Here is a 23,656-nt window from a genome sequence, read left to right on the forward strand (position 1 = left end):
CAAGCGTAGAGTAGATCGGTAAAATGAGTAAAGAAGAGTAAGCGTCATGAGAGAACGGCACGTAACGCATGAATAATTTATACGATTGGCTAAGCTTGGAAGAGAGCGTAGCGTCAGAGGAAGAAGCCGCGCTTAAACAGCAACCGCCGCCGATGTATCAGGTTATACTGAATAATGATGACTATACGCCGATGGATTTTGTGGTGGAGGTTTTACAGAGGTTTTTTTCCTTCGATCTTGAAAAGGCAACGCGGCTGATGTTGGCCGTTCACTATCAGGGAAAAGCAATATGCGGGGTATTTACTGCGGAAATTGCCGAGACCAAAGTTACGCAAGTTAATCGCTACGCGCGAGAGAATGAGCATCCGTTGCTGTGTACGTTAGAAAAGGCCTGAAAAGGCGATTGATGAGGAGGTGCCCATGCTTAATCAAGAACTGGAACTTAGTCTCAATGTGGCATTTGCGAGAGCCAGGGAACAGCGTCATGAATACCTGACCGTAGAGCATCTTCTTCTTGCTTTATTAAGTAACCCAGCGGCCAGAGAAGCGCTGGACGCCTGCCAGGTTGACGTCGTCACATTGCATAATGAGCTGGAAACGTTCATTAGCCAAAACACGCCCCGCCTACAGGAAGGGCGTCCTGAATCCGATACTCAGCCGACGCTGAGTTTCCAGCGGGTTTTACAGCGCGCCGTGTTTCACGTGCAGTCGTCTGGCCGCACGGAGGTCAACGGCGCCAACGTGCTGGTGGCCATTTTTAGCGAGCAGGAGTCCCATGCGGCCTACCTGCTGCGCAAGCACGACGTCAGTCGCCTCGACATCGTGAACTTCATATCCCACGGTACCCGTAAAGACGGCTCTCAGGACGACATGGGAGCCCAAGGCTCGCTGTCTAACGAAGAGGAGCAGCCCGGCGGTGAAGAGCGGATGGATAACTTCACCTCCAATCTCAATCAGCTGGCGCAAAACGGCGGTATAGATCCGCTGATTGGCCGCGAGCTTGAACTGGAGAGAACCATCCAGGTGCTGTGCCGTCGCCGTAAGAATAACCCGCTGCTGGTGGGGGAGTCCGGCGTAGGCAAAACGGCGATCGCCGAGGGGCTGGCGTGGCGCATCGTTCAGGGGCATGTCCCCGAAGCGATGGCTAACTGTACCGTATATTCGCTCGACATTGGCGCGCTGCTGGCGGGAACCAAATATCGCGGCGATTTCGAAAAACGCTTCAAGGCGCTGTTAAAGCAGTTGGAAGCCGACAAGAACAGTATTCTGTTCATCGATGAAATTCACACCATCATCGGGGCAGGTGCCGCTTCCGGCGGGCAGGTAGACGTCGCAAACCTGATTAAACCGATGCTGTCTAACGGTCGGATCCGCGTTATGGGTTCGACGACCTATCAGGAGTTCAGCAATATCTTTGAGAAGGATCGCGCGCTTTCTCGCCGCTTCCAGAAGATTGATATTACGGAGCCTTCCGCTGAGGAGACCGTACAGATCCTGATGGGCCTGAAGGCGAAGTATGAGCACCATCACGACGTGCGCTATACCACCAAGGCTATTCGCGCCGCGGTTGAGCTGTCGCAGAAATACATCAACGACCGCCATCAGCCGGATAAAGCGATTGACGTGATTGACGAGGCGGGGGCCTATGCGCGCCTGGTGCCAGCCAATAAGCGGAAAAAGACGATTAACGTCAGCGATATTGAAACCATCGTAGCCAAGATAGCCCGCATTCCGGAAAAGACCGTGTCGGCAAACGACAGAACGGTGCTGAAGACGCTGGCGGAGCGGATGAGCATGATGATCTTCGGTCAGGACAACGCCATTTCGGCGCTGACGGAGGCCATCAAGATGAGCCGCGCCGGGCTTGGCGACGATCGTAAGCCCGTCGGTTCCTTCCTGTTCGCAGGTCCTACCGGGGTCGGCAAGACCGAGGTGACGGTTCAACTGGCCAAGGCGCTGGGCATCGAGCTCTTGCGCTTTGATATGTCCGAATACATGGAACGCCACACCGTCAGCCGCTTAATCGGCGCGCCTCCCGGCTATGTTGGCTTCGATCAGGGCGGTTTGCTGACCGATGCGGTGATCAAACATCCGCACTCGGTGCTGCTGCTCGATGAAATCGAAAAGGCCCATCCGGACGTCTTTAACCTACTGCTGCAGGTGATGGACAACGGCACCCTGACGGATAACAACGGTCGTAAGGCCGATTTCCGCAACGTCATTTTGGTGATGACCACCAACGCCGGGGTACAGGAGACGCAGCGCGAGTCCATCGGTTTCAGAGTGCAGGACAACCGTACTGACGCGCTGGGCGAAATCAAGAAGGTGTTTACGCCGGAATTCCGCAACCGGTTGGACGGCATCATCTGGTTTAACCATCTGTCCGAAGCGGTTATTCAGCAGGTCGTCGACAAGTTCATCGTCGAGCTTCAGGCGCAGCTGGATGCGAAGGGGATTTCGCTGGAAGTTAGTCAGGACGCTCGCCGTTGGCTGGCAGAAAAAGGATACGACAAGGCAATGGGCGCTCGCCCCATGGCAAGAGCGATCCAGGAACACCTGAAGAAGCCGCTAACCAACGAGCTGCTGTTCGGCAAATTGGTGAACGGAGGCTCGGTCAGCGTAACGCTTGACGCACGCACGAGCGCTTTGGCGTACCAGTTTGAAAGCGTGAAAAAGGCGAAAATAGAGAAGGCCGTTCACTAACGTATCCTATACTACTCTAAATAATTCGAGTTGCAGAAAGGTGGCAAGAGAGTGAATCCCGATGAGCTTACATAAGTAAGTGATTCGGGTGAACGAGCGCAGCCAACGCATCTGCAACTTGAAGTATGACGAGTAGAAATAAAACGCCCTTGCCGTTTCAGGTAAGGGCGTAGGAGCGCTTATCGCTCCACGGTTTACGCATGTGCGTATAAACCGTCTATTAGCGGCTACGGAAGATAATGCGGCCTTTGCTCAGGTCGTAGGGGGTCAGTTCAACGGTGACCTTATCGCCGGTCAGAATGCGGATGTAGTTCTTACGCATTTTGCCAGAGATGTGGGCTGTCACAACGTGACCATTTTCCAGCTCAACGCGGAACATAGTGTTAGGCAACGTTTCTAAAATGGTGCCCTGCATTTCAATATTGTCTTCTTTGGCCATTGAATCCTCTAGGTTTAGCTACCTTAGTTTTTAACCGGCAAGATAATGCCGAAAAACAAGCAAAGAGTAAAGAAAAGAGTGCGAACTAAGCCGGGTTATTACGGTTATGAATTAGTTCGGCCGCGTATTATAGCGCGCTATTTCTTTTAAGGGTTTTTATTATAGCTGAAATTTAATTCCTGTGGTTGCCAGCAGAGTGAAGGGAGCATATGGTCTCGAAGATCTGACAATCGCTGTCGATAGTCCGAGCGGGGGATCTCTATCACACCGAGAGACGCCGTGTGGTCGTTAAGGATCTGGCAGTCGATGAGCCTGCCGCCGTAGTCAATAAAGTGCCGACAGAATGCGTATAGCGCAAGCTTAGAGGCGTTGCTTCTTCGGCTGAACATCGATTCGCCGCAAAACATGGCGCCCTGTGCGATGCCGTATAGTCCGCCTATCAGCTCATCCTCCTGCCAAACTTCAACCGAGTGGGCTATGCCCTGGTGGTGTAGCTGCAAATATGCCTTTTGCATCTGCGGCGCAATCCAGGTGCCTTCATCCCGTTCGTTCGCGCAGGCGTGAATAACGTGTTCGAACGCGTGGTTTAGCGTGACGCGAAAATCCGTACGCTTTAAGAACTTGATCATGCTTCGACTGACGTGCAGCTCGCCGGGGAACAGCACGGCCCTTGGGTCCGGAGACCACCATAAGATAGGATCGTCAGGGCTGAACCAGGGGAATATCCCGTTTCGGTAGGCGTTTTTCAGCCGTTCGGGCGAAAGGTCGCCCCCCAGCGCCAAAAGACCGTTAGGGTCGTTCAGCGCGAGGTCTATTGGCGGAAACTCAATAGAGTGGGGAGAGAGCTGAATTAAAGGCATTTGTTAACGTTCACCTTATCGCTGATGGAAGCGATAGTATTGTCCCTTCTGCGCCAGCAGCGTCTCGTGGTTGCCCTGTTCAACGATGCGGCCCTCGTCCATTACGTAAATTTTATCCATATGGTCTAAGTCTGACAGGCGGTGAGTGATCAGAATGACCGTCTTTTCCCGGCAGTGGGTGCGAAGCGCAAGCAGAATTTGCTTTTCCGTGTCTGCGTCCAGCCCTTCCGTCGGTTCATCGAGCAGGACCAGCGGAGCGCCGTGCAGCAGCACTCTGGCTAGCCCGATGCGGCGCTGTTCGCCGCCGGACAGCGGACGACCGCCTTCGCCGAGCCAGGCGTTCAGCCCCTCTTTTGCAAGCAGAGCGCCGAGCCCTACGCGTTCCAGCACATCAGACAGGCGGGCATCGTCAGCGTTTGGCGCCGCCATCTTCAGATTATCGCGGAGCGTCGCGCTGAATATGTGAACCCGCTGCGTAACGACGACCATCATGTCGCGCAGGGTTGCCTCGTCGTAGTCGGCCAACGGGCGTCCATTAAGCGTAATCTGACCATGCTGCGGGTCCCAGGCTCGCGTAAGCAGCTGAAGCAAGGTCGATTTGCCGCAGCCGGTGCGGCCCAGCAAGGCTACGTGTTCACCGGCGTTAACGTGAAAGTCGATGTCTTTCAGCACAGGAAACGGCTGATTACGATAGGTAAATTCAATCGCCTGAACGGAGAGCGCCGCCTGCGGCGAAGCGCCAACCTTCTGCGTAGGAAATTCTACCTCAGGCTTTTGTTCAATAATCTGGTGTACCCGTTCGGCGGAAGACATCACCTGTCCGAGATGGAGGAAAGCGCCGGCGACCGGCGCAAGCGCTTCAAAGGCGGCCAGAGAAATAAAAACGAACAGGGCGATATAGGCGCCAGGATGAGTATCTCCGCCAACGCCTGCGGCAGCTAGCCAAAGAATGAGAATAAACGTTAGCCCGGAAGCCAGCGTCATCAGCGACTGAGAGGCGGCATTGAGCCGAGCCTGCTTTTTCTGCTGAGTTAGCCACTGCCGTTCGGTGTCGTCCAGCTTATGGCGAAACGCGCCCAAGGCGCCAAAAACGGCCAGCTCCGCCTGGCCCTGCAGCCAGGCGGTTAGCTGCCCGCGATAGTCGCTTCGTAGTGAGGTCAGCGCAACGCCAATCGGCTTGCCGGTTCGATAGAACAGCGTAGGAATGACGCACAGCAGCGCCAGCATAATGCCGCCCAGCGTCAGGGCCAGGAAGACGTCGAGAACGCTAAGGCCGATAGTAACGACTAAAATGACGGCAACGGCGCTGACCAAGGGCGACATAAGCCGAAGGTAAAGGTGGTCAAGCGTATCGACGTCGGCCACCAGTCGGTTAAGCAGCTCGGCCTGACGGAAGCGGGCAATCGCGCCGGGAGAAAGCGGCAGGATCTTCTGAAAGGTGAACGTACGCAGGTGCGCGAGCACGCGAAACGTTGCATCATGACTGGCCAACCTTTCGGCGTAGCGAGCGGCGGTGCGTATAATCGCGGAACCGCGCACGCCGGCGGCAGGCAGCATGTAGTTAAAGGTCAGCAGACCTGCCAGCCCGGCCAGCGCCGAAGCGGCTAAAAACCAGCCGGACAGGGTGAGCAGCCCTATGCTTGCGAGGATCGTAACGATTGCCAACGCCATGCCGAGCGTCAGGCGAAACCAATGGCGGCGATACAGAGCCAGGAAGGGCAGCAGCGCTTTCATTTTTATACCTCCACGCTTCGGTTAGACAGCAGGTCGGCAAACGCGCCGGGGGACCGAGAGAGCGTTTGGTAGTCTCCTTGTTGGATAATCTGCCCTTTATCCATGACCCAAATCTCATCAAAGCGGGCGGTATCTTCAAGGCGATGGGTGACCAGCAGCGTCGTTTGTCGCTCGGCGGCGTCGTTCAGCGCCGCCATAACGAGGCGTTCACTGTTTGCGTCCAGGCTGGCGGTGGGCTCGTCTAATAACAACAGGTAACAAGGGGAGAGCAGGGCGCGAGCCACGGCGACTCTTTGCGCCTGCCCGACGGACAGCCTGGCCGCGCCGTCGCCTACCTCTGTTTCCAGCCCTTCAGGAAAACGCGGCAGAAATTCGTCGACGTAGGCTCTGCGCACCGCTTGGGCGATTTGTTCTTCCGAGGCATCCGGGGAAGAAAGCGTAATGTTCTCTCTCAGCGTACGTTCCGGCAGGTGGGGATTCTGTCCAACCCAGCTTAAGTTCTGGCGCCACTGCTCGGCGCTCAGCGCTTTTAGCTCCGTACCGTTGACGGTGAGCGAGCCGCGATAAGGGAGAAACCCAAGCAACAGGTTAAGCAGGGAGCTTTTTCCCGCTCCGCTGTGGCCGACGATGGCGACTTTATGGCCTGGCGACAGCGAGAAGCTGAGCGGGCCGGCAAGGGGGTGGCCATCGGGAGACAGGATTTCCAGATTTGTGGCTTGAAGTGTGACGTTGTCACTAATATTCAAGGAGGCCTTCTTCTCAGCCGCCGCTGGCGCAGCGTCGGTTTCTGCGTTTAAAAATGTCTCCAGCGTTTCCGCCGCGCCAATCGCCTGAGCCTTGGCGTGATAGTAGGTACCGAGGTCGCGCAGAGGCTGGAAAAACTCCGGCGCCAATATTAAAACCAGAAAGCCGGCGAAAAGCGTAACGGGCGTGCCATAGTGGCCAAAGTTCAGCTCTCCAAGGTAGGAGAAGCCAAAGTAAACGGCGGCGACGGCGATAGAGACTGACGCGAAAAATTCCAACACGGCGGAAGAGAGAAACGCCAGCTTCAATACGTCCATTGTGCGAGAGCGAAAGTCTTCCGAGGCCTGGCGAATCTGTTCGGTTTCCGCCTCGGCGCGGTGAAATAGGCGTAGAGTATCCAATCCTCTCAGCCTGTCCAAAAAGTTGCCGCTCAGGCGCGCCAGAGCGATAAAGTTGCGCCGGTTGGCCTCGGCCGCGCCCATTCCAACCAGCGCCATAAAGATAGGGATCAGCGGTGCGGTGACGAATAAAATCAGTCCCGCAATCCAGTTGATGGGAAAAACGGCGGCCAGAATTAGCAGCGGCACGGTGACGGCCAGCATCATTTGGGGCTGATATCGAGCGTAGAAATCCTGCATATCGTCAATTTGTTCTAAAATCATCGTCGCCCAGCTGCCGGCCGGTTTTCCCTGAATCCAAGCCGGGCCTAGCGCTTCAAGCCGGTTGAGCACCTGTTGGCGGATAGACTGACGGATAGTCGCTCCGTAGATAAATCCGGCCTGCTCCCGTAGCCAGACCAGTACCGCACGCAGTGCTACGGTGGCAATCAGCAAAAGAAAGTAGGTGGTAAGAGAAGAGCGGGAAACCTGTTCGATAATGAGTTCATGCAGCAGCGTCGCTAAAAGCCACGCCTGGCCGATAATCAGCAGGCCGCTAAGAAGCCCCAACAGCGTCGATACGCGTAACCAGCGGCGGGCAAGTAAACCGTTATTCTTTAACCAGCGCGTGAGTTCGCGCTGCCGTGTTTTTTTCATTTCAGACATAAGAATGGACTGGTTAGCCTTACGATATGCGGCTTAGGATACCACACCGCTGTAAAAGAATAAGGCGACCTGAGGTCGCCTTACTATATTGAGGTAGCTATAAATTCAACACAATAGCTATTATTTGTTATTTATACTCGTCGTCCTTCAACTTGTAGCTGCGTTGGCTGCAAATACTCGGCCCATTTATGGGCCTCGCCCTAAAGGGCCAGCGCTTTACGCTGTTCAAAACGTCATGGACGTTTTGTCCTACAACTCGAATTATTTAGAGTATAGCGTCTCCAGATAGCGCTCTGCGTCAAGCGCCGCCATGCAGCCGCTGCCGGCGGAGGTGATCGCCTGGCGGTAAATGTGGTCAGCGACGTCGCCTGCGGCGAAAATCCCCGGGATGCTGGTTTGCGTCGCGTTGCCGTTTGTGCCTGAATGTATAGACAAATAGCCGTCTTTCATCTCAAGCTGGCCGGCGAAAATAGCGGTATTGGGGCGGTGGCCGATGGCGATAAACACGCCCGTCAGCGTAAGCTCTTCCGTCACCTGCGTTTTGGTATCCTTGAGGCGAACGCCGGTAACGCCCATATCGTCGCCCAGCACTTCATCCAGAGTTCTGTCGGTGTGCAGAATGATGCTGCCGCTGCGCACTTTTTCCATCATGCGGTCGATAAGAATCTTTTCGGCGCGGAAGCTGTCGCGACGGTGAATAAGGTGAACTTCCGCTGCGATATTCGACAGATAAAGCGCTTCCTCAACGGCCGTGTTGCCGCCGCCGACAACCGCGACTTTTTGGTTACGGTAGAAGAAGCCGTCGCAGGTGGCGCAGGCCGATACGCCCCGGCCTTTGAAGCTCTCTTCGGAGGGGAGGCCAAGATATTGCGCGGACGCGCCGGTCGCAACGATCAGCGCGTCGCAGGTATATTCTTCACTATCGCCAAACAGGCGGAAGGGGCGGGCCTGAAAGTCAACTTTATGAATATGATCGATAATGACTTCGGTATTAAATTTCAGCGCATGCTCACGCATACGCTCCATCAGGCCGGGACCGGTTAGGCCTTCAGCATCACCGGGCCAGTTTTCGACTTCGGTCGTCGTGGTCAACTGACCACCCTGTTCGATGCCTGTGATCAGCACCGGCTTGAGGTTTGCCCGCGCGGCATAAACGGCCGCGGTATAGCCTGCGGGGCCGGAACCGAGGATCAGAAGTTGACAATGTTTGGCCATAAACGATTTCCTGTTAACGGATGGGGCTGCAAGAGTAAGGTGATTGTAAGAAAAATACACCATGAAAAAAAGCGCGTAACCCGTTTACATCAATCCTTATGATAGTTATTGCCTATTGAATGATGCTTTTTGGATAAAAAACAACGCAATTATGATTTTTTATAGAGATATGTGCTTTTTTTTACTCTTTTACTTTGACAATACAGCGTGTATTTGCGAAAACATTATCTTGTAATTACGCTAGTAATCGCGTGAATAAAGTCTATGAAGGTGGGTAATCAGGCAAGGTTACAGAGACTTACTCTTTATTTACGTGGATTAACGGCTAATTCAACTTGTTCAGCGGTTCGTTTGGTAGGGTTGCCCTGTCAAAAACAAAAACAGAGAGGACGATAAGTCTTTGCGACAGGCAGGCCTTTTGCTATTGAGGCAGGAACAATAGCAGAAGGCGCAGAGCACTATGCGGGCTATTCTTATCAAGCCTGGCTGAACGGTGGCGCCAACTATCTTTATATGGAGAGAGAGTGGTGTATCAGAAACAAGGAAGATATTGAGAGAAAAAAAATGGTAGACAATAAAAAACGCCCTAGTAAAGATTTAGACCGTATTGACCGCAATATTCTGAATGAATTGCAGATGGATGGCCGTATCTCTAACGTTGAGCTTTCAAAGCGCGTAGGCCTTTCGCCGACGCCTTGTTTAGAGCGCGTTCGCCGTTTGGAAAGACAAAAATTTATTCAGGGCTATACGGCGTTGTTAAACCCCCACTATCTGGACGCTTCACTGCTGGTTTTTGTTGAAATTACGCTAAACCGCGGCGCGGCCGACGTTTTTGAACAGTTCAACACTGCCGTTCAAAAGCTTGAGGAAATTCAGGAGTGCCACCTGGTTTCGGGTGACTTTGACTATCTGTTGAAAACGCGCGTATCCGACATGTCGGCATACAGAAAGCTGCTGGGTGAAACCCTGCTGCGTTTACCGGGAGTTAACGACACGCGTACCTATGTCGTAATGGAAGAAGTAAAGCAGAGTAACCACCTCGTTATTAAAACGCGATAAGTTCACGGAGACAGGTGCAAACCCTGTGGATTTCCGTTACACTCCTGTTTATCCATACAGTTTCAGCGCTGGGGAAATCCTGGCGCTGCCGTTTTTGCGTCACTACGATGACCTGGAGAGCCTTTCTTGAGCCAGGAATATATAGAAGATAAAGAGCCTAAGTTGAAGAAGCTGAGCAGCCGCCAGCGGCTGCTTGAAGCCGGCCTGTTGGTCGTGACGGTATTTGCCGTTTATATGATGGCCGCGCTGGTCAGCTTTAATCCTGCCGATCCCAGCTGGTCGCAGACGGCCTGGCATGAGCCCATCCATAACGTAGCCGGGGAGAGCGGCGCGTGGCTGGCGGACGTTTTCCTGTTTATTTTCGGCATTTTGGCCTATGCCATTCCTCCCTTGATGATTTTTTCCTGCTGGATGCTGTATCGCTTTACGCGCGAACAAAAGAGCGTAGATTTTTTTGCCTTTTCGCTACGCCTTGTTGGCTTTTTGGCGCTTATCTTTTCTTCCTGCGGCCTTTTTTCCATCAGCATTGACGACTGGTACTACTTCGCGTCTGGCGGCGTCGTTGGCAACCTGATTGACAGTGCGCTGCTTCCGCATATGAACAGCATGGGGGCGACGCTGACCCTGCTGGGCATTTGGGCGGTTGGCCTGACGCTATTGACCGGCTGGTCGTGGCTGACGATCGCGGAAAAAATCGGCGGAGTGGTCATGGGCATACTGACGTTTGCCTCCAACAAGACGCGAAAATCTTCCGGTGAGCCGTACGTAAATGAAAACGACGTTGACGAACGGCGGGATGAAAGAACCGTTGTGGTCGCGGGCGATGAAGACGACGTTTTACTTCGAGCCCCTACGCTGGACTTAACCGAAGAAGAAAAAGACGATTCCAACGTTAATAATGAAGTTCAGCAGACGTTCACTTTTGCGCAGGCGAAAGAAACAGAGGATGAAATCGGCGAGGGCGTTCAGCTACAGCCTGGTCGCGTTGACATTTCCATGTTTGACAGCTCGCTGGTTTCTCAAAACGTAGAAGAGCAGCCCGGTGGCGAAGAGGCGGCTGCGCCTTCCTTCACCACGCAAATGCAGCACGCTGAGCAAAGCGACACTAGCGAAGCTCCGCAACCGCATTCGTCGGCATTTTCCTTCGGGCAAACGACGTTTACCAGCGTATCGCCCGTATCTATTGATTCCGAACGTGAACCTGCTGCTGAGCCTTCCGATAATCACGAACAATACGGTTCGTGGCCAGAGCCAGCGCCTGAATGGCCGTCGACAGCCGTAAATAATGCCGCTGATAGCTCGAATGAAGCGCCGAAATATAACTCCACTGCGCCGCAGGATGCCGTATCTGAAGCGTTTAATGCGCTTTCCGTCTCTACCGCAGCGGCGGCAGCCAGCACGACTTCCGCCTCGACGGGAATGCCGTTTACGCCAGTGCCCGTAGGCGGAATGCCTCAGGTGAAGCAGGGCATCGGGCCCGAACTGCCCAGACCCAATCCGGTCCGCATTCCGACTCGCAGAGAGCTGGCTTCCTACGGCATCAAGCTGCCGTCTCAGCGTGAGGCCGAGCTGCGTGAACGAGAAAAGCTGAACGATCTGAAAATTCAGGACGTAGAGCAAAGCGTACAGAATAGCGAAGAAGATCTGGACGCCATGCAGGAAGAGGCGCTGAGAAGAGCCTTCGCCGAGGAGCAGCGTGAGCGCTACGGTGACGATTATCAGATGGACGATGCGCACAGCAGCGCCGGCGATTTCTCTGCACAAAATAGCCCGTTGGCCGGTGTATCCGCCCGCGACGAAGACGATGAACCAATGGAAAGCCGTCCGGTTGAGCCGCTGTTTACTTTGCCTTCGCAGGCTAACTCAACGGATTTTGACGATCTGCCGTTTGGCAATCTGAACGACGTGACTTCACCGGCGTTTAGTTCTGCTCCTGTGGCTCCCGTTCAGGAACAGCCCTCGCACCCGGCGGCGCTCTCTGAACCCGTTACGCCGCGTGCAGAGCCTGAGTATGACAGTCATCCGCAGGCTTCGGTTCAAGCGCCGGCGTTCACAACCCAGACGCCAGCCTTTATGCCGGAACCGGAAGAAGAGTCAGAACCCACGGCTCCGTCGATGGAAGGGCTGATTCATCCTTTCCTGATGCGCAACGAGCGCCCGTTGGAAAAGCCAACCACGCCTTTGCCGTCCCTTGACCTGTTGGCCGCGCCGCCGGCCAACCCGACGCCGATAGATATGGAAGCGCTGGAAGAAACGGCGCGGCTGTTGGAGCGTCGCTTGGCCGACTTCCGCGTCAAAGCGCGCGTGGTTGATATCCTGCCTGGACCAGTCATTACGCGCTTTGAACTGGATTTAGCGCCCGGCGTGAAGGCCGCTCGCATTTCCAGCCTGGCGCGAGACTTGGCGCGCTCCCTGTCGGTAGTCGCCGTGCGCGTTGTGGAAGTTATTCCCGGTAAGCCCTACGTGGGGTTAGAGTTGCCGAACGAGCACCGCCAAACCGTCTATATGCGTGAGGTGCTAAACGGCCCGGAGTTCACCAACGCCGCGTCGCCGTTAACGATAGTTTTAGGTAAGGATATTTCCGGGCAACCGGTGGTGGCGGATCTGGCTAAAATGCCCCATTTACTGGTGGCCGGTACGACCGGTTCAGGTAAGTCGGTCGGCGTCAACGCCATGATCTTAAGCATGCTGTTTAAGTCCAAGCCGGAAGAAGTTCGGTTTATCATGATCGACCCTAAAATGCTTGAGCTGTCGGTCTATGAAGGCATTCCACATCTGTTGACCGAAGTTGTCACCGACATGAAGGATGCGGCAAACGCGCTGAACTGGTGCGTCGGAGAGATGGAGCGTCGCTATAAGCTGATGTCTGCGCTCGGGGTAAGAAACCTGGCGGGTTATAACGAGCGCCTGGCTGAGGCGGAAGCGCTGGGCCGCCCGGTTCCCGATCCGTTCTGGAAGCCGACGGACAGCATGGACATGACGCATCCGGTACTGGAAAAACTGCCCTATATCGTCGTGATGGTAGATGAATTTGCCGATTTGATGATGGCGGTGGGTAAGAAAGTCGAAGAGCTGATTGCTCGACTGGCGCAAAAAGCGCGCGCGGCGGGGATCCACTTGGTTCTGGCAACGCAGCGTCCGTCCGTTGACGTCATTACCGGCCTGATTAAGGCCAACATTCCGACTCGAATGGCGTTTACCGTTTCCAGCAAGATTGACTCGCGTACGATCCTCGATCAGGGCGGTGCGGAATCGCTGCTCGGCATGGGCGACATGCTTTATCTGCCGCCGAACTCTTCTATGCCGATGCGCGTGCACGGCGCCTTCGTTCGGGATCAGGAAGTACACGCCGTGGTTCAGGATTGGAAGGCCCGCGGGCGTCCTCAGTATATTGAGAACATCACCGCATCCTCTGACGAAAGCGGCGATGGTTTGGGCTTTGACGGCGAAGAGGAGCTGGATCCGCTGTTCGATCAGGCGGTGGCTTTTGTTATCGAGAAGAAGAAGCCGTCCATTTCCGGCATTCAGCGCCAGTTCCGCATTGGTTATAACCGGGCGGCGAGAATTATCGACCAGATGGAAGCTCAGGGCATCGTTAGCCCGCCGGGGCACAGCGGCAACCGCGAGGTGCTCGCACGCTCTCAGTTTGAGTAAACGACGACGGGCCGCCTATGCGGCCCGAACTCTATAAGTGAAAAGATAGGTAAAAGATTATCGTTCAAGCGCTTTAGCGCGATAGTCTGTCGAAATGCACGATTTAGGTCGCATGTCTTCTAAACGAAACGCTATGCACGCGGTGAATTAAAGAGTTACATGAGAGTGGAGTGATAGTCACGATGAAGAAGTCTCTTATTGTCGCAGGCCTGTTGTTGACCGTGGCTTCATCCGCCGCATTGGCTGATGCTCGCTCCGATCTGCAAGGGCGCTTGAATAAGCTAAACAGCTTTCAGGCGCGCTTTACCCAGACGGTGAAAGACGCCGGCGGCGCTTCAATCCAACAGGGCGAAGGCGATCTGTGGGTCAAGCGGCCGAACCTGTTTCGTTGGCATATGACTTCACCGGATGAAAGCATTCTGGTGTCCGACGGTAAAACGCTGTGGTTTTACAACCCCTTCGTTGAGCAGGTTACCGCCACCTGGCTCAATAGCGTGACGGGCGATACGCCCTTCATGCTGATTACGCGCAACAGTAAGACCGACTGGGATAAATACGACGTCGCTCAAAAGGGCGACGAGTTTGAGCTGACGCCGAAGGCGAAGAAGGGCAACCTGAAAGCGTTTTCCATCAACGTTACCAGCGACGGCGCGATTAAGAGCTTCAGCGCCGTTGAGCAAGACGGGCAGCGCAGCACCTATCAGTTGAAGGGGCAGCAGGTCGGTTCCGTTGACGCATCCAAGTTTACTTTTACTCCGCCTAAGGGCGTCACTCTGGACGACCAGCGTCGGTGAGGTCAGCGTGAGCAACCTGTCTCTCGATTTTTCACAAAACGAATTTCAGCCGCTGGCCGCGCGCATGCGGCCTCGCTCGCTTGAAGAGTACGTCGGCCAGCGCCATCTGCTGTCGTCCGGCAAGCCTTTGCCGCGCGCGATTGCCGCCGGTCAGCTTCACTCCATGATCTTATGGGGGCCGCCGGGCACGGGGAAAACGACGCTGGCGGAAATTATTGGTCGCTACGCTAGCGCTGACATCGAACGCATTTCGGCGGTGACTTCCGGTATTAAAGAGATCCGGGAAGCGATAGAAAGAGCGCGTATTAATCGTGACGCCGGCAGAAGAACTATCCTGTTCGTTGACGAAGTCCACCGTTTTAACAAAAGCCAACAGGACGCGTTTTTACCCCATATTGAGGACGGAACGATCTTCTTTATCGGTGCGACCACCGAAAACCCGTCGTTTGAGCTTAATTCGGCACTGCTGTCCCGCGCGCGGGTCTATTTGCTTAAGTCGCTGGACGCTGAAGATATCGAGCAGGTGCTGCTGCAGGCCATGAACGATGAAGAGCGCGGCTACGGTAAGCAGAACGTTCAGCTGCCTGATGAAACGCGCCGCCTGCTGGCCGAACTGGTGAATGGCGATGCGCGTCGCGCGTTGAACATTTTGGAAATGATGGCCGATATGGCGGAAATATCGTCGGACGGCCAGCGCGTTTTGACGACGGAGCTGTTAAAAGAAGTCTCCGGCGAGCGCAGCGCCCGTTTTGACAATCAGGGCGATCGCTATTACGACCTTATTTCCGCGCTGCATAAGTCGGTGCGGGGCTCTGCGCCCGACGCGGCGCTTTACTGGTATGCCCGCATTCTTACCGCCGGCGGCGATCCGCTCTACGTTGCTCGCAGGCTGCTGGCGATCGCTTCTGAAGACGTGGGCAATGCGGATCCCCGCGGCATGCAGGTGGCAATCTCTGCCTGGGACTGCTTTACGCGCGTTGGTGCCGCTGAGGGCGAACGAGCGATTGCACAGGCGATAGTATATCTGGCCTGCGCGCCTAAGAGTAACGCGGTGTACACGGCCTTTAAGGCGGCAGTGAAAGACGCACGAGAAAGGCCGGACTACGACGTCCCCGTTCATTTACGCAACGCGCCGACTAAACTTATGAAAGAAATAGGCTTTGGCGCCGAGTATCGCTACGCTCATGATGAACCTAACGCCTACGCGGCCGGAGAGAGCTACTTCCCGCCGGAAATGGATGGGCACCGCTACTATTTTCCAGAGCCGCGAGGTTTGGAAACCAAGATTGCTGAAAAGCTGAACTGGTTGGCTGAGCAGGATCAAAATAGCGCAACAAAACGCTACCGTTAGCCGATAGGTTGCGGTAAGGTACAAGCTGTAAAAGGTTTATCAGCGCCCCTCAGAGGCGCTGATATCGTTATTAATATTCAAAAACTGATAGGCACGGGATTAGCATGCTGGATCCGAATTTATTACGTAATGAGCTGGATGCAACCGCAGAAAAACTGGCTCGCAGAGGTTATAAGCTGGACGTGGATACGTTACGCCGACAGGAAGAGCGTCGTAAAGTACTGCAGGTCGAAACAGAAACGCTGCAAGCTGAACGTAATTCCCGATCCAAATCCATTGGCGAAGCAAAAGCGCGCGGTGAGGATATTGAGCCTCTGCGTCGTGAAGTGAACCTGTTGGGGGAAAAGCTGAACGCAGCAAAGGCCGAACTGGACAAGCTGCAGGCTGAAATTCATGATTCGGTGTCTGTCATTCCCAATATCCCCGATGAGTCAGTACCTTTCGGTAAAGACGACGGCGACAACCTCGAGGTTAGCCGCTGGGGCGAGCCGCGTAAGTTTGATTTCCCCGTTCGCGATCACGTTGACTTAGGTGAGATGAGCGGCGGTTTGGACTTTGCCGCTGCGGTGAAGCTGACCGGCGCCCGTTTTGTGGTCATGAAAGGGCAGATTGCCCGCATGCATCGCGCACTGGCCCATTTTATGCTCGATCTGCACACCACGCAGCATGGCTACACCGAAGCCTATGTTCCTTATCTGGTTAATCAGGCGACGCTGTTTGGCACAGGGCAACTGCCGAAGTTTGGTGAAGACCTGTTCCACACCAAGCCGCTGGCTGAAGAAGCTGAAACCAGCAACTACGGTCTGATCCCTACAGCGGAAGTGCCGGTCACTAACCTGGTGCGCGACGAAATTCTGGACGAAGACAGCCTGCCGCTGAAAATGACCGCCCACACGCCGTGCTTCCGCTCTGAAGCCGGTTCTTACGGGCGCGACACTCGCGGCCTTATCCGCATGCACCAGTTCGATAAGGTCGAGCTGGTTCAGATCGTTCGCCCTGAAGATTCAATGAACGCGCTTGAAGAGCTGACGGGGCACGCGGAGAAAGTGCTGCAGCTGCTTGGCCTGCCTTATAGAAAAGTGCTTCTGTGTACCGGTGATATGGGCTTTGGTTCACGCAAGACTTACGATCTGGAAGTTTGGGTTCCTGCGCAGAATACTTACCGTGAAATCTCCTCTTGTTCAAACATGTGGGATTTTCAGGCTCGCCGCATGCAGGCCCGCTTCCGCGCCAAGGGCGATAAGAAAACTCAGTTAGTGCACACGCTGAACGGTTCCGGCTTAGCCGTAGGCCGTACGCTGGTTGCCGTGCTTGAGAACTATCAGCAGGCCGATGGCCGTATTGAAGTTCCTGCCGTTCTGCGCCCTTATATGGGCGGTTTGGAATATATTGGTTAACTGATATTCCATTTCGGGTAAATAGACAGCGCCCGGTAAGCGAAAATTCCGCTTATCGGGCGTTTTTTATTGTTTATACCAATGGAATGCGACAACATTTTTCACTGTTATTACTCCTTTTAAAAATCTTTCCTTAATTTATTAAAATGAAACGTAACAAATTGGCCTTTGTTTGCGATTCCTTATCTCCACTGCGTTAAGAATGTATGCGTTCGTTTTCTTAAAATAACGAATCGGGTTTATATTATTTGGTAATGATTATTGTTAACAATAATAAAGTGGTGAAAATGAAACAATTTATTGATTTAAATATAAAAAATAGAGGTTTATTTTATTTAAGCAGGCCATATTTCTTAACCTTTCTTTAAATAGCATTTTTTTGACTAAACGCAAGTTCCTTTTTAACCCTAAAGTAGTATAAAAAGTCAGGCAGGGATAAAAAGTATGATGGATATATTACTCCTTCCAAAAATAAATATTTCCTTAGCTGTTAGCCTTTATCGGTTGGATATTCCACAACGTTGAATATTCCTTTCTTATTACCGATCGTTTCGGAAAGCAGTAGTTTAACCCGGTGACGTTTTATCGCGGTATTCACATTTTCGGCGCTATTTCCCGTAAGCAAAGAAAAACACTGTGAAAAAACGGCCTGATATCTAGTTCAACAATAAGAAAGCAGGTGAGTTATGAGCCTTGACGAAAAGAAAAACGACGGCGTACTGCAGGTCAGTCGGCGCCAGTTGGTGCAAACCGGCGCTATCGGCGGTTTGGCGCTGGCAGCCGGCGGCGTTTCGTTGCCGTTTGGAACGGCAAAAGCGGAAGGCGGTCCCGTTCAAAGCGGAGCTGCCGATGAAAAAGTGGTCTGGAGCGCCTGTACCGTCAACTGCGGCAGCCGCTGTCCGCTACGCATGCACGTGGTGAACGGCGAAATCAAGTATGTCGAGACGGACAATACCGGCAATGACGACTATGCCGACAATCAGGTGCGCGCCTGCCTACGCGGGCGTTCGATGCGTCGTCGCGTATACAATCCGGATCGATTGAAGTATCCGATGAAGCGCGTAGGCAAAAGAGGTGAAGGCAAATTCAAGCGTATTACGTGGGAAGAAGCCTATGATGAAATCGCCAATAGCCTTAAGCGCATTATTAAAGACTATGGCAATGAGGCCGTTTACCTGCAGTATGCGACCGGAACGTTAGGCGGGACGGTGACTCGCTCCTGGCCGCCGGGAACCTCCCTGATTGCTCGCCTGATGAACTGCTGCGGCGGCTACTTAAACCACTACAATACCTACAGCACGGCGCAAATTACCACCGGGCTAAGCTATACCTACGGTAGCGGAGCGGGCAACAGCTTTTCCGATATTGAAAACACCAAGCTGGTGGTGATGTTCGGCAATAACCCGGCTGAAACCCGCATGAGCGGCGGCGGCATGACGTACCTGTTGGAGCAGGCGCGAGAACGCTCCAACGCCAGAATGATTGTTATCGACCCGCGCTATTGCGATACCGCCGCAGGTCGGGAAGACGTGTGGATCCCGATTACGCCGGGCACTGACGCTGCGCTGGTCGCCGGCATTGCCTATGTGCTGATTACGGAAAATCTGGTCGACCAGGCCTTTCTGGACAAGTACTGCGTGGGTTATGACGAGAAAACGCTGCCGGCTTCCGCGCCGCGCAACGGACACTATAAGGCCTATATTCTGGGCGAAGGCGCCGACGGCATCGCTAAAACGCCACAGTGGGCGGAAAAAATCACCGCCGTTCCCGCCGATAGCATTATCAAGCTGGCGCGCGAAATCGGCAGCGCCAAGCCTGCGTTTATCTGTCAGGGATGGGGGCCGCAGCGCCACGCTAACGGGGAAATGACGGCGCGGGCGATCGCGACGCTGGCCTGTCTGACCGGCAACGTCGGCATCAATGGCGGCAACAGTGGCGCTCAGGGCGGCACCTACGCCATTCCGTTCGTTCGTTTCCCTACGCTGGAAAACCCGATTAAGGACAGCATCTCTTTCTTCTTATGGACTGACGCCATTCTGCGCGGCCCGGAAATGACCGCTACCCATGACGGCGTGCGCAACACCGAAAGGTTGAAACAGCCGATTAAGTTCATCTGGAACTACGCCGGCAACAGCATCATCAACCAGCATTCAGATATCAATAAAACGCTTAAGATCCTGGAAGATGACACCAAGTGCGAAATGATTGTGGTCATTGACAACCACATGACCGCCAGCGCCCGCTGTGCCGATATTCTACTGCCGGACTTGACTACCTCGGAGCAGATGGATTTCTGTATGGACGCCACTTCCGGCAACATGGGATATGTGATTTTTGCCGACCAGGCGATTAAACCGCAGTTTGAGTGCCGCTCCATCTATGAGATGACCTCTGAAATTGCTAAACGAATGGGCGTCGAGCAGAAGTTTACCGAAGGGCGTACTCAGGAAGAGTGGCTGCGTCACCTTTATCAGTTAACGCGGGATAAAGATCCTCAGCTTCCGACCTTTGAAGAGTTTCGTCAAATGGGGATCGTCAAGCGTAAAGATCCAGCCGGGCATTTTGTTGCCTATAAGGCGTTTCGTGACGATCCGCAGGCTAATCCGCTTCCCACGCCGTCGGGTAAAATTGAGATTTACTCCGAACGGCTGGCCGATATTGCCAAGAGCTGGCAACTGCCGGAAGGGGACGTCGTCGATCCGCTGCCGATTCAGGTCTCCACTTTCGAAGGCTTTGATTCTCCTCTGCGTAAGAAATATCCGCTGCAGCTAATTGGCTTCCACTACAAGGCGCGCTGTCATTCTACCTACGGTAATGTTGACGTCCTTAAGGCTGCGGCCCGTCAGGAAGTGTGGGTGAATCCGATGGATGCCCAGCAGCGCGGTATTAAAAACGGTGACGTTATTCGCATTTTTAACGATCGCGGTGAAGTTCATATTGAGGCCAAAGTGACCCCTCGCATGATGCCTGGCGTTGTGGCGCTGGGGGAAGGCGCGTGGTTCTCGCCGGATGAAAAGGGCGTCGACCACGGGGGTTGTATCAACGTGCTGACTACGCAGCGCCCATCGCCTCTGGCGAAAGGCAACCCGCAGCACACCAATCTGGTTGAAGTTGCAAAGGTTTAAGGAGCTGCTAATGACAACGCAATACGGTTTTTTTATTGATTCCAGTCGTTGCACGGGCTGCAAAACCTGCGAATTGGCCTGTAAAGACTATAAAGACCTGACGCCGGAGGTCAGTTTCCGTCGCGTCTATGAGTACTCCGGCGGCGATTGGCAAAAGGACGGCGACGGATGGCGGCATAACGTGTTTGCCTACTATTTGTCTATTGCCTGTAACCACTGCAGCGACCCTGCCTGCGTGAAGGTCTGCCCAAGCGGTGCGATGCACAAGCGTGAGGACGGTTTTGTCGTGGTGAACGAAGAGGTGTGCATTGGCTGTCGTTACTGCCATATGGCATGCCCTTACGGCGCTCCCCAGTTCAATGCGGTGAAGGGCCACATGACCAAGTGCGACGGCTGCCACGAGCGCGTAGCGGTCGGCAAGAAGCCGATGTGCGTGGAGTCCTGCCCGCTGCGAGCGTTGGACTTTGGGCCAATTGATGAACTGCGTAAAAAGTACGGCACGCTTGCCGAAGTCGCTCCGCTGCCTGAAGCAAAATACACCCAGCCGAATATCGTGCTGAAGCCTAACGCCTGCGCTCGCCCGGTGGGCGATAAAGCGGGTCATTTATCCAATCCGAAGGAGGTGTAAGATGGGACTGGGATGGCATGAATGGCCTCTGATGCTGTTTACCGTACTGGGCCAGTGCGCCGTGGGCGGCTTTATTGTAATGGGGCTTGCGCTTCTGTGCAGCAAAACGGATGAAGCGCAGCGTAAATCAATTCATAAAGGCATGTTCTTTCTCTGGGTGTTGCTGGGGATAGGTTTCCTGCTTTCCATGATGCACCTGGGCACTATCGCTCGCGCGCTTAATTCGTTAAACCGCGTTGGCGAATCGGCGTTGAGTAATGAAATTGCCTGCGGCATTGCGTTTTTCGCCCTCGGCGGTATTTACTGGCTTTTGGCGATGCTGGACAAAATGCCGACCGCGTTGGGCAAGCCATGGCTTATCGTAGCCATGATTGCTGGCGTAGCCTTTATCTATGCCATGAGCAGGGTGTATCAGATTGATACTGTACCTACCTGGCATAGTGGTTACACTACGCTGAGCTTCTTTATGACCGCCATTATCGGCGGCCCGCTGTTGGGCCGCCTGCTTAGAGGCGACCAGTGCTCGTGCAGCGGCAGACCGCTTGCCGCAGTCAGCGTCATCGCGCTTATCGTCAGTGCGGCTTTTGGCATGATGCAGGGCGCGGAGTTGGGCAGCATGTACAGTACCGTAACGTCGGTGACGGCAATGGTGCCGAACTTTGGTTCAATGATGGCGCTGCGCGTGATTTTGGTGGCTATCGGACTTGCGCTGTGGATTTATCCGATGGTTCGCGGTCAACGTCCGGGGATTGCCCATATGCTACCGGGATTTATTCTGGTGGTGCTCGGTGAAATTATTGGGCGCGCCGTATTCTACAACCTGCATATGACCGTCGGCGTCACCTTCGGCGGTTAACGTGATAGAGCGGCGACTTTCAGACGTCGCCGCTTCTTTTCTGATACATTTATTGCCTTGTTTTATAAAAGCCAGAACCAATAAGGGCTATTTTATGAGTTCATCCGTTAAGCCTACCGAAAACAGTCTGAGTGCGATTTCTTTAACCGGAAGGATGCTTGGTGCCTTGTTGTACTACAGTCCTGAGCGGGAAGAGGTTGCGCCTCTGCTGGATCTGCTTTCCCAGAACGGCTGGCCCAGCGAGTGGCCCTGTGGGGCTGGCGCTGATCTGGAGCCGGCTGCGGCTGAGATATCGCAGGGGCTGGCGGCAGAGCGGCGTGCGCTCTTGCCTGAAGCCTATCAGACCCTGTTTATCGGCCCTAATGAGCTACCCACGCCCCCTTGGGGCTCGGTTTATCTCGATAGAGAAATGGTGGTGTTTGGGGAGTCAACGCTGGCGCTGCGGGCCTGGCAGGCCTCTTTGGGTATCAGCGTGGAGCAGAAGATGCGCGAACCGGAAGATCACATCGGTCTGCTATTGATGATGGCCGCGTGGCTGGCTGAGAATCGCCCCGAGCAGCTAAGCGTTTTGTTAGGAGAACATCTGTTGCCCTGGAGCGACCGCTTTTTTACCTTACTGGAAGAGCGGAGTGTGCATCCCTTTTATCGCGGCGTTGCGCAGTTGGCGAGGGCGACGCTAAAAGACTGGCGGGAAAGCGTTCAGCCGGTCGTCGTAAAAAAGACGCTGTTTTTCTGATAAGCAGGCAGAATATAACCTGAGACGGCGCGGGCAGTGCGATAGCGGAAGTGGGCCTGCGCTACTTATTTTTGTTTTATCTCCAGCGATTCCCATTGACTTTTTTTTCCGCAGTGGGATGATCTGCGTCACACATTTCTTCCTTTCTCCTATTGGCATAAACATGTCCGCGTTTAGTCGTCCCGTGCTGCTTCTGTTAGCCGGGCTGTTGCTGTTTACAACGTCGATGGCCGTTTTGAATACGCTGGTTCCCCTTTGGCTAAATCACGCCTCGCTTTCAACCTGGCAGGTTGGCGTAGTGAGCTCGGCCTATTTTACCGGTAACCTGATAGGCGCGCTTATTGCAGGAGCGTTGATTAACGCGTTTGGTTTTGTCAAAACCTATCATGGCGCCTGCGCGTTGTTTATTGCCGCTACGCTTCTTTTGGGGATTTCCGTCGGCTTTATCTCTTGGAGCGCCTGGCGCTTTCTGGCCGGCATAGCCTGCGCGATGATTTGGGTTGTGGTTGAAAGCGCGCTGTTATACAACGGCGCGCTGCGCTGCCGGGGCCAGCTTTTGGCCGCCTATATGCTGGTGTATTATACCGGAACGCTGATTGGACAAATGCTATTGGGGGCGTTGCCTACTGCGCTTCACGGCGTGCTTCCCTGGGCGACGGGCGTGCTTATTGCCTCGCTGCTGCCGCTGCTTTTTATGCGCATGCCGAAGCCGGTCAGCGAAGAAGGCAAGCGTTATCACGTTTGGTCAATGGCTAAGCGTAAGGATGCCCGCCTTGGCGTCGTCGGCTGCATGCTTTCGGGCGTCGTGCTGGGCTCTCTGTACGGGCTGCTGCCGCTTTATCTATCTCATGCCGGCTATGACAATGCGCGCGTGGGCTACTGGATGGCGCTGATCGTCTGTGCCGGCATGATGGGGCAACTGCCGATCGGCAAGCTGGCTGACCGCTTTGGGCAGCTGTTTATTTTGCGAATTCAGGTTTTTGTTATTATCGTCAGCTCGCTCAGCGTATTGAGCGGCGACTCTTTGGCGCTGTCTCTGTTTATGCTGGGACTGTCCGGCTTTACGCTTTACCCTATTGCGATGGCGTGGGGCTGCGAGCGGGCCAGCTCTGACGAGCTTATCACTATGAATCAGACGCTGCTGCTTAGCTATACCGTCGGCAGCCTGCTGGGGCCTGCGTTAACGGCCATGCTGATGCAGCAGTATTCCGATAAGCTGCTGTTTATCGTGATTGCCGTTTCCGCCGCCGTATTTATGACCATGCTGTTTCGCAAGGCCGGGCGCTATCATCGTCCACTGACGATGCAGTAGCGTTGT

The 23,656-nt window shown here is 54.3% G+C and carries 17 protein-coding genes; 12 read left to right on the forward strand and 5 right to left on the reverse strand.

Features of this window, described 5'->3' with window-relative positions; genetic code table 11:
• Window positions 1-68: 68 nt before the first annotated feature.
• Entirely contained in the window at window positions 69-395 is a 327-nt protein-coding gene (gene clpS, locus G544_RS0110135) for an ATP-dependent Clp protease adapter ClpS (protein ID WP_027274490.1), read from the forward strand.
• 25 nt (window positions 396-420) lie between these two features.
• Entirely contained in the window at window positions 421-2,703 is a 2,283-nt protein-coding gene (gene clpA / locus G544_RS0110140) for an ATP-dependent Clp protease ATP-binding subunit ClpA (RefSeq protein ID WP_027274491.1), read from the forward strand.
• A 220-nt stretch (window positions 2,704-2,923) separates the two neighbouring features.
• On the opposite strand, the gene infA is transcribed toward clpA, so the two are convergent.
• From infA to trxB, 5 genes are all read right to left on the reverse strand, one after another.
• Window positions 2,924-3,142, reverse strand: coding sequence for a translation initiation factor IF-1 (gene infA / locus G544_RS0110145; protein WP_027274492.1), 219 nt, complete (start codon window positions 3,140-3,142; stop codon window positions 2,924-2,926).
• 146 nt (window positions 3,143-3,288) lie between these two features.
• Window positions 3,289-4,002, reverse strand: coding sequence for a leucyl/phenylalanyl-tRNA--protein transferase (aat, locus tag G544_RS0110150; RefSeq protein ID WP_027274493.1), 714 nt, complete (start codon window positions 4,000-4,002; stop codon window positions 3,289-3,291).
• Between the two features lie 15 nt (window positions 4,003-4,017).
• The gene (gene cydC / locus G544_RS0110155; RefSeq protein ID WP_027274494.1) at window positions 4,018-5,736 is read right to left on the reverse strand and encodes a heme ABC transporter ATP-binding protein/permease CydC; all 1,719 of its coding nucleotides are present in this window, start codon (window positions 5,734-5,736) and stop codon (window positions 4,018-4,020) included.
• Window positions 5,737-5,738: 2 nt separating this feature from the next.
• The gene (cydD, locus tag G544_RS0110160) at window positions 5,739-7,514 is read right to left on the reverse strand and encodes a heme ABC transporter permease/ATP-binding protein CydD (RefSeq protein WP_027274495.1); all 1,776 of its coding nucleotides are present in this window, start codon (window positions 7,512-7,514) and stop codon (window positions 5,739-5,741) included.
• A 270-nt stretch (window positions 7,515-7,784) separates the two neighbouring features.
• On the reverse strand, window positions 7,785-8,738 hold the full coding sequence (gene trxB, locus G544_RS0110165) for a thioredoxin-disulfide reductase (RefSeq protein WP_027274496.1): 954 nt from the start codon (window positions 8,736-8,738) through the stop codon (window positions 7,785-7,787).
• Between the two features lie 564 nt (window positions 8,739-9,302).
• Here trxB and lrp point away from each other — a divergent pair.
• The 10 genes from lrp to G544_RS0110215 all read left to right on the forward strand — a co-directional run bounded on the left by lrp (window position 9,303) and on the right by G544_RS0110215 (window position 23,650).
• Entirely contained in the window at window positions 9,303-9,797 is a 495-nt protein-coding gene (lrp, locus tag G544_RS0110170) for a leucine-responsive transcriptional regulator Lrp (protein WP_027274497.1), read from the forward strand.
• A gap of 126 nt (window positions 9,798-9,923) precedes the next feature.
• Window positions 9,924-13,451 carry a DNA translocase FtsK 4TM domain-containing protein gene (locus tag G544_RS0110175; RefSeq protein ID WP_027274498.1) on the forward strand — a complete coding sequence of 1,176 codons (3,528 nt, stop codon included), beginning with the start codon at window positions 9,924-9,926 and terminating at the stop codon, window positions 13,449-13,451.
• Window positions 13,452-13,633: 182 nt separating this feature from the next.
• Window positions 13,634-14,245, forward strand: coding sequence for an outer membrane lipoprotein periplasmic chaperone LolA (lolA, locus tag G544_RS0110180; RefSeq protein ID WP_027274499.1), 612 nt, complete (start codon window positions 13,634-13,636; stop codon window positions 14,243-14,245).
• 7 nt (window positions 14,246-14,252) lie between these two features.
• Window positions 14,253-15,596: a replication-associated recombination protein A gene (locus tag G544_RS0110185; protein ID WP_027274500.1), complete on the forward strand. Its 1,344-nt coding sequence runs from the start codon at window positions 14,253-14,255 to the stop codon at window positions 15,594-15,596.
• Between the two features lie 104 nt (window positions 15,597-15,700).
• Complete coding sequence (gene serS, locus G544_RS0110190; protein WP_027274501.1) at window positions 15,701-16,993, forward strand: serine--tRNA ligase; 1,293 nt, start codon at window positions 15,701-15,703, stop codon at window positions 16,991-16,993.
• Between the two features lie 686 nt (window positions 16,994-17,679).
• Window positions 17,680-20,118 (forward strand): DmsA/YnfE/YnfF family dimethyl sulfoxide reductase, encoded by a 2,439-nt coding sequence (locus G544_RS0110195; protein WP_036023788.1) that lies wholly within the window; start codon window positions 17,680-17,682, stop codon window positions 20,116-20,118.
• A gap of 10 nt (window positions 20,119-20,128) precedes the next feature.
• Window positions 20,129-20,746, forward strand: a complete 618-nt coding sequence (locus G544_RS0110200) for a DMSO/selenate family reductase complex B subunit (protein WP_027274503.1) — start codon at window positions 20,129-20,131, stop codon at window positions 20,744-20,746.
• Between the two features lies 1 nt (window position 20,747).
• The gene (locus G544_RS0110205) at window positions 20,748-21,602 is read left to right on the forward strand and encodes a DmsC/YnfH family molybdoenzyme membrane anchor subunit (protein ID WP_027274504.1); all 855 of its coding nucleotides are present in this window, start codon (window positions 20,748-20,750) and stop codon (window positions 21,600-21,602) included.
• Between the two features lie 94 nt (window positions 21,603-21,696).
• The gene (dmsD, locus tag G544_RS0110210; protein WP_036023827.1) at window positions 21,697-22,338 is read left to right on the forward strand and encodes a Tat proofreading chaperone DmsD; all 642 of its coding nucleotides are present in this window, start codon (window positions 21,697-21,699) and stop codon (window positions 22,336-22,338) included.
• 163 nt (window positions 22,339-22,501) lie between these two features.
• Window positions 22,502-23,650 (forward strand): MFS transporter, encoded by a 1,149-nt coding sequence (locus G544_RS0110215; RefSeq protein ID WP_027274506.1) that lies wholly within the window; start codon window positions 22,502-22,504, stop codon window positions 23,648-23,650.
• Window positions 23,651-23,656: the final 6 nt, after the last annotated feature.

This window comes from Leminorella grimontii ATCC 33999 = DSM 5078 (genome assembly GCF_000439085.1).
Taxonomy (GTDB): Bacteria; Pseudomonadota; Gammaproteobacteria; order Enterobacterales; family Enterobacteriaceae; genus Leminorella; species Leminorella grimontii.